The organism is Streptomyces sp. NBC_00654 (genome assembly GCF_026341775.1).
GTDB lineage: Bacteria > Actinomycetota > Actinomycetes > Streptomycetales > Streptomycetaceae > Streptomyces.
This window is the reverse complement of sequence record NZ_JAPEOB010000003.1, coordinates 461,633-473,565: the sequence shown is the minus strand read 5'-3', so window position 1 is coordinate 473,565 and position 11,933 is coordinate 461,633. Positions and strand designations below refer to the sequence as shown.

Annotated in this window: 8 protein-coding genes; 5 read left to right on the top strand and 3 right to left on the bottom strand. The window is 72.7% G+C overall.

Annotated features, from left to right (window positions below):
* Positions 1-6 precede the first annotated feature (6 nt).
* Complete coding sequence (locus OHA98_RS34400) at positions 7-1,098, top strand: NDP-sugar synthase (protein ID WP_266931618.1); 1,092 nt, start codon at positions 7-9, stop codon at positions 1,096-1,098.
* A 59-nt stretch (positions 1,099-1,157) separates the two neighbouring features.
* On the top strand, positions 1,158-2,189 hold the full coding sequence (locus OHA98_RS34395) for a DNA-3-methyladenine glycosylase (RefSeq protein ID WP_266931617.1): 1,032 nt from the start codon (positions 1,158-1,160) through the stop codon (positions 2,187-2,189).
* A gap of 90 nt (positions 2,190-2,279) precedes the next feature.
* Here OHA98_RS34395 and OHA98_RS34390 read toward each other — a convergent pair whose 3' ends face one another.
* Genes OHA98_RS34390 through OHA98_RS34380 form a run of 3 tightly spaced genes read right to left on the bottom strand, consistent with a single transcriptional unit; the run spans position 2,280 to position 5,072 of the window.
* Complete coding sequence (locus tag OHA98_RS34390) at positions 2,280-3,605, bottom strand: coenzyme F420-0:L-glutamate ligase (RefSeq protein WP_266931615.1); 1,326 nt, start codon at positions 3,603-3,605, stop codon at positions 2,280-2,282.
* Positions 3,602-4,558 carry a 2-phospho-L-lactate transferase gene (cofD, locus tag OHA98_RS34385; protein WP_266931614.1) on the bottom strand — a complete coding sequence of 319 codons (957 nt, stop codon included), beginning with the start codon at positions 4,556-4,558 and terminating at the stop codon, positions 3,602-3,604. The genes OHA98_RS34390 and cofD overlap by 4 nt, the downstream gene beginning before the upstream one ends.
* A 13-nt stretch (positions 4,559-4,571) precedes the next feature.
* Positions 4,572-5,072: a cysteine dioxygenase family protein gene (locus OHA98_RS34380; RefSeq protein ID WP_266931613.1), complete on the bottom strand. Its 501-nt coding sequence runs from the start codon at positions 5,070-5,072 to the stop codon at positions 4,572-4,574.
* 686 nt (positions 5,073-5,758) lie between these two features.
* Here OHA98_RS34380 and OHA98_RS34375 point away from each other — a divergent pair.
* The 3 genes from OHA98_RS34375 to OHA98_RS34365 all read left to right on the top strand — a co-directional run bounded on the left by OHA98_RS34375 (position 5,759) and on the right by OHA98_RS34365 (position 11,928).
* The gene (locus tag OHA98_RS34375) at positions 5,759-6,022 is read left to right on the top strand and encodes a WhiB family transcriptional regulator (RefSeq protein ID WP_014046372.1); all 264 of its coding nucleotides are present in this window, start codon (positions 5,759-5,761) and stop codon (positions 6,020-6,022) included.
* A 375-nt stretch (positions 6,023-6,397) separates the two neighbouring features.
* Positions 6,398-10,342, top strand: coding sequence for a glycosyltransferase (locus tag OHA98_RS34370; protein ID WP_266931611.1), 3,945 nt, complete (start codon positions 6,398-6,400; stop codon positions 10,340-10,342).
* Positions 10,339-11,928 carry a DUF5719 family protein gene (locus OHA98_RS34365; protein ID WP_266931610.1) on the top strand — a complete coding sequence of 530 codons (1,590 nt, stop codon included), beginning with the start codon at positions 10,339-10,341 and terminating at the stop codon, positions 11,926-11,928. Before OHA98_RS34370 ends, OHA98_RS34365 begins: the two co-directional genes overlap by 4 nt.
* Positions 11,929-11,933 lie beyond the last annotated feature (5 nt).

The following is an 11,933-nucleotide window of genomic DNA, read 5'->3' as shown; positions in this document are numbered from 1 at the left end:
GGTGCTGTGACAGAGGCAAAAGAAGCGATTCTTCTGGTCGGTGGCAAGGGCACCAGGCTGCGCCCGCTCACGGTGCACACGCCGAAGCCGATGGTCCCGGCGGCGGGCGTCCCGTTCCTCACACACCAGCTGGCACGCGCTCGGGCGGCCGGGGTCGAGCACATCGTGCTCGCGACGTCCTACCTCGCGGAGGTCTTCGAGCCGTACTTCGGCGACGGTTCCGCGCTCGGACTCCACATCGAGTACGTCACCGAGCGCGAGCCGCTGGGGACCGGCGGCGCCATCCGCAACGTGGCGTCCCGGCTCACCTCGGACCCCGACGACCCGGTCCTCATCTTCAACGGCGACATCCTGACGGGACTCGACATCCGGGCCCTGGTCACGGCGCACGCCACCTCCGGGGCGGATGTCTCCCTCCACCTCACCCGGGTCGAGGACCCGCGCGCCTTCGGCCTCGTACCGACGGACGGCACCGGCCGGGTGACGGCCTTCCTGGAGAAGCCGCAGACACCCGAGGAGATCGTCACCGACCAGGTCAACGCGGGGGCGTACATCTTCCGCAGGTCGGTCATCGACACCATCCCGGCCGGCCGCCCGGTCTCCGTGGAACGCGAGACCTTCCCCGGGCTGCTCGCCTCCGGCGCCCACCTCCAGGGCATGGTCGACTCCACCTACTGGCTCGATCTCGGCACCCCGCAGGCGTTCGTACGCGGCTCCGCCGATCTGGTGCTGGGCCGCGCCCCGTCCCCCGCCGTCCCCGGCCGCTGCGGCGACCGGCTCGTCATGCCCACCGCCTCCGTGGCCCCCGACGCCAAACTCACCGGCGGTACGGTCATCGGCGACGGCGCCCTGATCGGTGCGGGCGCCCGCGTCGACGGCTCCACGATCCTGTCCGGCGCGGTCGTGGAACCGGGCGCGGTCATCACGGACTCCCTGGTCGGTGCCAGCGCCAGGATCGGCAGCCGTACGGTGCTGGCGGGCGCGGTGATCGGTGACGGGGCCCGGGTGGGCGCCGACAACGAGCTGCGCGACGGGGTCCGGATCTGGTGCGGAGCGGTCATACCGGCCGCGTCGGTCCGCTTCTCCTCGGACCAGTGACACCGGCCCGGCCGTACCCTCGATAAGCACCCCACCCACCCACACCGAGGGCTTCATCAGTGGCAGGACGATTCGCACCCCGCGCCGCGCGAGCGGCCGTGCCGCATCAGGCCGCCCGGGCGGGAGCCGCCCCGTCCCCGGCCGCTTCGTCCACCACCGCCCCGGGCGGACCGGCGGCGCAGGCGGTGACCAGGGAGTGGACCCCGCCGGGCCCCCTGGACCTGCGCCTGGTCCTGGGACCGCTGCGCCGGGGCCCCGCCGACCCCACGTTCCGCATGGTCGCGGACGGCACCTTCTGGCGGGCCACCCGCACACCCCAGGGCCCCGGCACCCTCCGCGTCGCGGCACGCGGCGGCCGGATCGAGGCGGCGGCCTGGGGGCCGGGCGCCCCATGGCTGCTGGACGGGCTCCCGGATCTCCTGGGTGCGGCGGACGACCCGGACGCCTTCGTCCCGCGTCACCGGCTGCTCGCCCTGGCCCGGCACCACCGCCCGGGTCTGCGGCTGCTGCGCACGGGCCTGGTCCTGGAATCCCTGATCCCGTCGGTCCTGGAACAGAAGGTCACCACCGACGAGGCGTACCGCGCCTGGCGATACCTGGTCCGGACGCATGGGACCCCGGCCCCCGGCCCGGTCACGGACCTGGGCCTGCACGTGATGCCGGACCCGCGCGCCTGGTCGATGATCCCGTCCTGGGAATGGCACCGGGCGGGCGTCGACAGCAAGCGTTCCTCGACGATCCTGCGAGCGGTCAAGGTGGCCCGCCGAATGGAGGAGGCGGCCGGGATGGAGCTCCCCGAGGCGAAAGCCCGCCTGGAACTGATCCCCGGCATCGGCCCCTGGACCTCGGCCGAAACGCTTCAGCGTTCGAACGGCTCCCCGGACGCGGTCACGGTCGGCGACCTCCACCTCCCGGGCATCGTCGGCCATGCGCTCGCCGACGACAGAAACGCCGACGACGCGGCCATGCTGAGTCTGCTCGCCCCGTACGAGGGGCAGCGCCACCGGGCGACCCGGCTGATCCTGCTCTCGGGCCGCACCCCGAAGAGGCGCGCACCCCGGATGACCCCGGGCGATATCGCGCCCCTGTGACGAACAGCGGACCCCGCCCCCTCACCGCGCGGCCCTCGCCCCGCACCGGACGGCTTCTCACCGCACGGCCACTGCTCACCGCACGGCTTCTCACCGCACGGTGACGAACTCCGCCACGTCCCGGACGCCCCGCTCCCGAGGAGCACCCGCCGGGTGCCCGATCGCCACCGCGCCCAACGGATCCCAGGACTCCGGAAGCTCCAGCACCTCCCGCACCGCGTCCCGGCAGAACATCGTCGAGGACACCCACGCCGAGCCCAGCCGCTCACCCGCCAGCGCCACCAGGAAGTTCTGCACGCCCGCCCCGGCGGCGACCACGAACATCTCGCGCTCCGCCGTGTCCCGGCGCTCGTCCCCATAGGTGTGGGAACCGTCCATCACCAGGCACGGCACCGCGAGATACGGCGCGTTGCGCAGCACATCGCCCCGCCGCACCCGCTTCGTGATCGACTCCTCGTCCTTGCCGTCGCGCCGCAGATCCGCGGTCCACGCGTCCCGCATCGCGTCGAGCAGCCGGGTCCGCGACTCGGCGGACTCCAGCAGGACGAACCGCCACGGCGTCGTGTGGTGCGGCGCCGGAGCGGTCAGCGCCGAGGCCACGGCCCGCCGTACCGTCCCCGGGTCCACCGGCTCGTCCGTGAACTCGCGCACCGTGCGCCGCAGGGCCACCGCCTCGCGTACCGCCTCCGAGGTCCCGAGCCGGAACATGTCGTCGGCCGCGACCCGCACCAGGGCCCGCGCCCCGGGATCCTCGTCACCGGCTGCGCCCACGACATACGACGGCAGCCCCCGCACCACCGCGACCGGCAGCCCCGCGACCTTGCCCTTGACCAGGTCGCCCGCGGCGGCCAGCTCGTCCGCGGTCGCGACGACGGTGGCGTTGAGCGGATTGCCGTACGTGTCCGTCCCGCCGCGCAGATCGTCCAGCACCCGGACCCCGGCCGCCCCGATCGCCACATCGGTCAGCCCGTTGCGCCAGGGCCGCCCGAAGGTGTCCGTGACGATGACACCGATCTCGACCCCGAGCGTGTCCCGCAGCCCGTCCCGGATCGCCCGCGCCGAGGCGTCGGAGTCCTCGGGCAGCAGCAGCGCGGTCCCGGCGGGTGTGTTCGAGGCATCGACGCCGGCCGCGGCCATGACCAGCCCCTGCCGGTTCTCCACGATCCGCAGCGGCCCGCGCCGCGCCACCACACGTACCGTCTCGGCGTCTATCGCCGCCTCCCGGTCCGCCGCCTCGACGATCCGGCCCTCCGCCTTGGAGACGATCTTCGAGGTGACGAGCAGGACATCGCCGTCCACCAGCCCCGGCTCCGCCGCGGCGATCAGCTTCGCGAGGTCGTCCCCCGCCCGCACCTCGGGAATCCCGGGCAGTGCCCACACCCGGAAGGAGGGCGTCCCGGCCCCGGCGCCGCTCATGCCCGGACCTCCTCGGCCAGGGTCAGCGCCTGGCGGGCCATCTCGGCCGTCGCGTCCACGTCCGTCATCATCAGCGGCACCGCGCGGCAGCGGATCCCCGCCGCCTCGACCTCGCCGACCGTCCCGGCGTCCACCGTGTCGACCAGCCAGCCGTCCAGCAGTCCCGAACCGTAGTGCTGGGCCACCGCGGCGGCCGTCGATTCGACGCCCACCGCCGCCAGCACCTTGTCCGCCATGCCCCGCACGGGGGCGCCCCCGACGATGGGGGAGAGGCCGACGACCGGCACCCCGGCCTCCGCGATGGCCTCCCGGATCCCCGGCACGGCGAGGATCGTCCCCACCGACACCACGGGGTTGGACGGCGGGAAGACGATGACATCGGCCGCGGCGATGGCCTCCAGCACCCCCGGCGCGGGCTTGGCCTGCTCCGCGCCGACCGGCACGATCGCCTGCGCCTCGACCGAGGCCCGCAGCTTCACCCAGTACTCCTGGAAGTGGACCGCCTTGCTCTCGCCGTCCACATCGACCGCCACATGTGTCTCAACCCGGTCGTCGGACATCGGCAGCAACCGGACCCCCGGCTGCCAGCGCGCGCAGAGCGCCTCGGTGACCGCGCTCAGCGGATAGCCCGCGCCGAGCATCTGCGTACGGACGATGTGGGTCGCGAAGTCACGGTCGCCGAGACCGAACCAGTCCGGTCCCACGCCGTAGGCCGCCAGCTCCTCCTTGACGTGGAAGCTCTCGTCCGTACGCCCCCAGCCCTGCTCCTCGTCGATGCCACCGCCGAGGGTGTACATCACGGTGTCGAGGTCGGGACAGACCTTCAGCCCGAACAGATGGATGTCGTCACCCGTGTTGCCGATCACCGTGATGTCCGCGTCGGGCGAGGCCTGCTTGAGGCCACGCAGAAAACGAGCACCACCGATACCGCCGGCCAGAACCACAATGCGCATGGACAGCAGTTTGTCAGGCCGGTACGACATCCACGGCCGCCGGGGCGCATTGGGCGGAGTGCATCGGCATCTCGGTCAGACCCGGGTAGTAGATGTGCAGACTGACGGCCGGTTCGAGCGAGTCGTTGACCACTTCGTGGACATACCCGGGGGCGAAGACCCGCTGCGCGCCGGAGCCCAGGACACGGCTGCCGCGCCCGGTGCGTTCGGTCAACTCGCCCTCCAGCACGGTCAGTGCGCCGGAGGACGGGCCGTGGCCGTGCCGCCCGCTGCCCTGTCCGGGAACCCAGCTGAGCAGCCAGACCTCGTAGCCGGGGCCGGTGCGCAGCCGGTGGTACCAGCGGGTGGTCGTGTCGAACCGTACGAGCGGGGCCCACTGCGCCCGGTCGGCGGCGATGGAGCGGGCGAGTCCGGCGAACTCGGCCACGGTGGAGGGATGTTCGCGGGCCGGCTGGAGAAGGTGCTGGACCTCGAGGATGTCGCCGGCGATCTGAAGGTCGCTGTCGCTGTTCATGGGTGAGGTGGTCCTCGGCATGGGGGGTGCACGTGCGGGGAGCCCGCGATGAGCGGGAGACGGCCGGGGAACGGCCGTCGGAAGAACGGGATGCGGTGCGGAGAGTTGTGCTGGATCAGAGCTGGAGCTTCAGGGCTTCAACAGCTGTGACAGCTGGAACAGCAACAGCGGGCCTGAACAGCGGAACGGAACCCACGGACGTGGGTGACGTGCATCGCTGAGGTCGCTGGCATGACATCAAGGAGACCGGCTGGATCTCCCCCTGTCAACCCATTGACCGATTTGGGGGGTAATGTTTCACCCCTTCCGGTTGCCAGGGGTGAAGAAAGGTTTGTTCACCTGTGGTGGCGGAGATGTGGCGCATCGAGCGCGCCTTCAAACGCCGCTGGAATCTCGTGACCTGACTGTGATCCTGGTCGCTTCAGTGATCGAATCGCAACACAGGGAGAGGCTTACTCGTCTCACCTGGCGAGGGCGCGTCGCGGCAGGGCCTGTGGCACATGTCAGGTTTTTGGTGATTTGCACACTTTCCGCATAGGCTTGGTTCCGCAGAGTGAATACCTGGGCCAATAGCAGATCCTCGCTTGACTGGCTCGGAGCTACACACTTGTAATTTCACTCGTGTCGTTCGGCCGCAATCAGTAACGGCCGCATCACGGGACGCAAGAGACAGACGAGGGGCGCACATGACCGAGCTGTTCCAGCAACTGCTGGTCGAGGACGCGGACGAGGAACTCGGCTGGCAGGAGCGCGCACTGTGCGCCCAGACCGATCCCGAGTCCTTCTTTCCCGAGAAGGGCGGATCCACCCGCGAGGCGAAGAAGGTCTGCCTCGCCTGTGAAGTCCGTTCGGAATGCCTTGAGTACGCCCTTGCCAACGACGAACGTTTCGGTATCTGGGGCGGGCTCTCCGAGCGGGAGCGAAGGCGCCTCAAGAAGGCCGCCATCTAGAGGTGTCGCCAGAGGTGTCGCCCGAGGCGCCGTCCGGTGCGCCGTCCGGGGACGGCACATGAGGGCGGCGTACAGGGCCGCCGCGACGGGGCAGTTGTCCGAGGCCGCCGTCGGAAGGCCCCGCGCGAATCTCCGGCCGTAGCCCCGCCTCCGGCCACACGGACGGCCCGTCCTCCGTATCCTTCCGCAGGGTCCGGGCGACGGGCCGTCCGTGTGTCCGACCCCGTTCCGCTGCTCGGCGACACCCCCACCCACCCGTACCGTTAGTGTGGGGCCCCGTCCGAGACGCGCCAACGCCCCGCCGGGGCGCGCGTGTACACCGATGCAGCCCCCGGGGGGACGCCCCCCGGACCCGGCCGGAGGGCCCGTACCTCGATGTCCGTGCACAGCCACTCGGCGGCGCCGAACGCGGTCGCCGCCGCCCCAGAGTTCCCCCGGCACGTCGTCACCGCCGTGCTCGTCTCCCACGACGGCGCACGCTGGCTCCCCGACGCGCTCTCCGGGCTGCTCGGGCAGGAACGCCCCGTACAGAACGTCGTCGCCGCCGACACCGGCAGCGCCGACGACTCCGCGCGGCTGGTCACCGAGGCGCTCGGCGACGAACGCGTCCTGCACCTCGCACGCCGTACGAGCTTCGGCACCGCCGTCGACGAGGCGGCCCGCACGGCCGGTGTCCTCACCCCCGACGACCTGCCGTACCTCAAGCGCCCCAGCGGCTGGGACCCCGTCAGCCGGACCTGGGTCGACGAGAACTACGACCTGCCGGAACTGCCGCACGGCGAACCCGTCCAGTGGCTCTGGCTGCTGCACGACGACTGCGCGCCCGCGCCCGACGCGCTCGCCGCGATGCTGCGCGTCGTGGACACCGACCGGCACGCCGCGATCGTCGGACCCAAACTGCGCGGCTGGTACGACCGCAAGCAGCTCCTCGAAGTCGGCGTCTCCATCGCCAACAGCGGGCGCCGCTGGACCGGGCTCGACCGCCGCGAACAGGACCAGGGCCAGCACGACCAGGTCCGTACCGTGCTCTCCGTCTCCTCCGCCGGCATGCTGATCCGCCGTGATGTGTGGGAGGAACTCGGCGGCTTCGACCGCAGACTCCCGCTGATGCGCGATGACGTCGACCTCTGCTGGCGCGCCCACATGGCGGGACACCGGGTGCTCGTCGCCCCCGACGCCGTCCTGCGGCACGCCGAGGCATCCGCCCGGGAACGCCGTCCCATCGACTGCGCCGGCCGCTCGGTCTCCAGCCCGCACCGCGTCGACAAGGCGGGCGCGGCCTACACCATGCTCGTCAACACCGCGGGCAAGGCCCTGCCCTGGGTCCTGCTCCGGCTCGTCGTCGGCACCCTGCTGCGCACCCTCGCCTACCTGGTCGGCAAGGTGCCCGGCCAGGCGCTCGACGAGGTCGCCGGACTCTTCGGCACCCTGCTGCGGCCCGGACGGATCCTCGCCGCGCGCCGGAGCCGGGGCAAGGGGTCGGTGGACGCCGCCGAACTGCGCGCGCTCTTCCCGCCGCCGGGCGCCACCGTCCGCGCCACCGTCGATCAGGTCGCGGGCAACTTCGGCGGCCGCACCGACGCCGACTCCGGCGGCTCCCGGCACGGAGCCGTGGAGTCCGGACCGGGCGGGGACGACGCCGACTTCCTGGAGATCGACCAGTTCGCCCGGCTCAAGAAGGTCGGCCGCAAGCCGGGCCCGGTGCTCTTCGCGCTGCTGCTCGTGGTCTCCCTCATCGCCTGCCGCGGCCTCCTGAGCGGCGGCGCGCTCGCGGGCGGCGCACTGCTGCCCGCGCCCGGTGACGTCGCCGACCTCTGGGGGCGGTACGCCGACGGCTGGCACCCGGTCGGAACCGGCAACACCGAGTCCGCGCCGCCGTACCTCGCCGTGATCTCGGCGCTGTCCGCACTGTTCCTCGGCTCCACCGGCTTCGCGCTCACCCTGCTGCTGGTCTGCTCCGTCCCGCTGGCCGGGCTCACCGCCTACTTCGCCTCCCGGCCGCTGCTCGAATCGCGGCTGCTGCGGGCCTGGGCGAGCATCGCGTACGCCTTCCTGCCCGCCGCGACCGGAGCACTGGCCACCGGCCGCCTCGGCACCGCCGTACTGGCCGTGCTGCTCCCGCTGATCGCCCGCGCCGCCGTCGCCGCCCACGGGATGCGCGCGGACACCGGCACGGGCAGCACCGCGCGCGGCAGCTGGCGTGCCACCTGGGCCTACGCCCTGCTGCTCACCTTCACGATGGCCTTCACGCCCGTCGTCTGGCCGCTCGCCGTGGTCCTCGGCCTCGGTGTGCTGGCGCTGCGCCGGAAGGACATCACGGCGTACGGGCTCCGCTTCCTCGCCGCGGTCGGCACCCCGATGCTGATCCTCGCCCCCTGGTCGCTGTCCCTGCTGACCAGCCCGTCCGCCTTCCTGAAGGAGGCGGGCCTGGACCTCGGTACGGGCACGGCCTCCGCGCTCGACCTGCTCGGGATCAGCCCCGGCGGCCCCAAGGCCGCGGGCGGCGTCCTGCTTCTCGGCATCGTGCTGGCGGCGCTGGCCGCGCTGATGCGCGGGGAGCGGCAGTTCGCCATCCGTACCGCCTGGGCCGTCGCGCTCGTCGCGCTGCTCTTCGCGGGCATCACCAACGGCTTCAGCTGGGCCGGACCCGCCACCCTCGTCTACGGCATCGCCCTGATCGCCGCCGCCCTGCTCGGGGCGGACGGCGCCCGGGTGCGCGTCGCCGCGCTCAGCTTCGGCTGGCGCCAGCCCGTCGCCGCGCTGATCGCGCTGGCCGCCGCCGCGGCTCCCGTACTGGCCGCCTTCGGCTGGATGTTCGGCGGCGCCGACGGTCCGCTGGAGCGGCGCGACCCCGTACAGGTGCCCGCGTTCGTGGCCGAGGAGAGCGCCACCCGCGACCAGCCGCGCACCCTGGTGCTCGGCGGCACATCGGTGGATTCCGTCGACTACACCCTGGCCCGCGGCTCGGGCGCCCGGCTCGGTGACGCCGAGCTGACGGAGTCGGGCGGCAGCAACAGCCACCTCGACAAGGTCGTCGCCAACCTGGTCGCCGGTTCCGGTGCCGACCAGGGCAGCCAGCTGAGCGGCTTCGCGGTCCGCTACGTCCTCGTACGGGACGGGGCGCCGCGCCGGATGAGCCGGGTGCTCGACTCGACCCCCGGCCTGAGCCGGCTCAGCCAGCTGGACGGCAGCGCCCTGTGGCGGGTCGACCAGCAGGTGGCCCGGATCATGATCGTCCCGCCGGGCGAGGGCGAGCGGCAGCCCGTCGCCTCGCTCCCGGTCGAGGCGCACACCGATATTCCCGCGGGCGGTCCGGGCCGGGTGCTGCGGATCGCCGATGCCGCCGACCCCGGCTGGCAGGCCACGCTCGACGGCAAGCCGCTGAACCGGAAGACGGTCGACGGCTGGGCCCAGGGCTTCGAACTGCCCGCCGACGGCGGCCGGCTGGACCTCACGTACGACACCCCGGTCACGCACACCGCGTGGATCTGGACGCAGGTCGCCCTCGCCGTCGTGCTGGTGGTCCTGGCCCTGCCGGGCCGCCGCCGGGAGATCGACGACGACCTGCCCGAGGAGGAGGCCGCCGTCGCGGAGCCGATCGAGGGCGACGGCCGCCGGGCACGCAGGCTGCGCGCGGCCGCGCAGGCGGAGGCCGAGGCCGAGGCGGAACCGGTGGAGGCCGGCCGGGACGGCGGAACACCCCAGCCGCATCAGCCGAGTCACCCGGCTCAGCAGGCTCACCCGGCTCAGCAGGACCGGCCGGATCAGGCGCCGGTGGCGGAGGCGGGTGCGCCCGGGGAGTACATCCCCGCGCAGCAGAACACCGACCCGTACGCCGTGTCCCCGGACGGGCAGGCCGCCTACGCCCAGCAGCAGGACACCGGCGACTACGCGGCCGTGCCGCAGCAGCAGTACGGGGAGTGGGACGGTCAGCAGCAGTACCAGGGCGCCGACTACACGCAGTACCCGTACCAGCAGCCCGACCCGTACCAGCAGCAGAACGCCGCGTACGACCCGTACCAGCAGCAGACCGCGGGCTACCCGGCGTACGAGGGCCAGGTCCCGTACCAGGAACAGTCGCAGCAGTACCTGGAGCAGCCGCAGCAGTATCAGGAACAGTCACAGCAGTTCCAGGGGCAGCCGCAGCAGTACCCGGGACAGCACGACCCCAACGGTCACATCGACCCCAACAGTCACACCGGACACCGGCAGTACCCCGACACCACCGACCCCGTCCAGTACAACGAGCACGTCGACAACCCGGCCCCGGGCCAGGCCCCGTGGCAGTCCGGTAACGCATCGCGAGGCGAGTCCGAGTGAAGTCCACCCACCTGTCCCTCATCGCGGGCACCGTCGCCCTCGCCGCCGTCACCGGGTTCGCCGCGCTCACCGCGCCCGGCGAGGGGGATACGACGGAGGCGAAGCCCACTTCCCGGCTGCCCGTCGAACGCTCCAGCCTGCTCTGCCCGGCGCCCAGTGGCTCCGATCTCGCGGACACGCGGTACACGTCGTTCACCCCGGCGGGGCAGGGCGCCACCGGGAAGGGGGCCCCGGCCGAGGGCGGCGCCGAGCTGAAGCCGGCCGTGCCGGTCCCGGACGACGAGGACGCGCCGCCGGAGACGGACGAGAAGACCGAGCAGGACGAGAAGGACCCCAAGAAGGTCAAGAAGGCCGAGGAAAAGGCGAGGAAGGCGAAGGAGAAGGCCGAGAAGCCGGTCATCTCCGTCAAGGAGCCCGGCAAGCCGGCCACCGCCGAGGCCTCCGGCGCCGACGCCCCCGCCCTGGTCGGCACCGCCACCGGCCGGTCGGCCCCCGGCTGGGCCGCCCAGCAGACGACCGTCGTCGCCGCAGGTGACAGCCGCGGGCTCCTCGGGCTCGGCTGCACGGCACCCGACACGGACTTCTGGTTCCCCGGGGTGAGCACCGCGAAGTCCCGTCAGGACTACATCCACCTCACCAACCCGGACGACACGGCCGCCGTGGCCGACATCGAGCTGTACGGCCCCGAAGGGCTCCTCAAGTCCGACGGGAGCGAGGGCTACACGATCCAGCCCCGGTCGAGCGTCGCGGTGCTGGTCCCCACCCTGACCGGTGAGGCCGTGGACGGGGTGACCGCCCATGTCACCACCCGTACCGGACGGGTCGGCGCCGTCGTCGGTGTCGCGGAGGACAAGGTGGGCAGCGACTGGCTGACGGCCGCCGCGGACCCGGCGGGCACCCTCGTGATGCCCGGCATCCCGGCCGACGCCACCTCCGTACAGCTGGTGGTCTTCGCCCCCGGCGAGGACGACGCGGATGTGAAGGTGCAGCTGATGGGCGGGACGGCGACGTTCGCCCCGGCCGGCAACGACACCCTGCACATCAAGTCGGGGATGACCGCGACCCTCGACCTGAAGGACGTGACCCGGGGCGAGGCGGGCTCCCTGCGGCTGACTCCCGTCCAGAGCAGCCGGGCCACGCCGGTCGTGGCCGCCCTGCGGGTGGTGCGCGGCACCGGCGCCAAGCAGGAGATCGCCTACATCCCGGCGACCGGTCCGGTGGGCGAACGGGCCACCGCCGCCGACAACCGGGCCAAGGGCTCGACGCTCTCCCTGACCGCGCCGGGTGCGACGGCCAAGGTGAAGGTCACCGCGTCGGCGGGGAGCGAGGGCGGCGAACAGACCGTCAAGACGTACACGGTCAAGGCCGGTACGACGCTCGCGGTCACCCCGCCGGTCCCGGCCGGGCTCAAGGGCACCTACGCGCTGACGGTCGAGCCGGAATCGGGCGGCCCGGTGCACGCGGCCCGCACACTCGCCCTTCCCGAGGGCGGCGTCCAGATGTTCACGGTGCAGACACTGGCGGACGACAGGGGAACGGTCGCCGTCCCGGCGACGAAGCAGGATCTGTCGGTCCTGGCCGACTGAGGCCC

What these genes read in the sequence shown, in the direction of transcription:
- cofD (WP_266931614.1), bottom strand. Translation starts at nt 4,558, where the DNA reads ATGCGCATTGTGGTTCTGGCCGGCGGTATCGGTGGTGCTCGTTTTCTG.
- OHA98_RS34380 (WP_266931613.1), bottom strand. Translation starts at nt 5,072, where the DNA reads ATGAACAGCGACAGCGACCTTCAGATCGCCGGCGACATCCTCGAGGTC.
- OHA98_RS34370 (WP_266931611.1), top strand. Translation starts at nt 6,398, where the DNA reads ATGTCCGTGCACAGCCACTCGGCGGCGCCGAACGCGGTCGCCGCCGCC.
- OHA98_RS34375 (WP_014046372.1), top strand. Translation starts at nt 5,759, where the DNA reads ATGACCGAGCTGTTCCAGCAACTGCTGGTCGAGGACGCGGACGAGGAA.
- OHA98_RS34390 (WP_266931615.1), bottom strand. Translation starts at nt 3,605, where the DNA reads ATGAGCGGCGCCGGGGCCGGGACGCCCTCCTTCCGGGTGTGGGCACTG.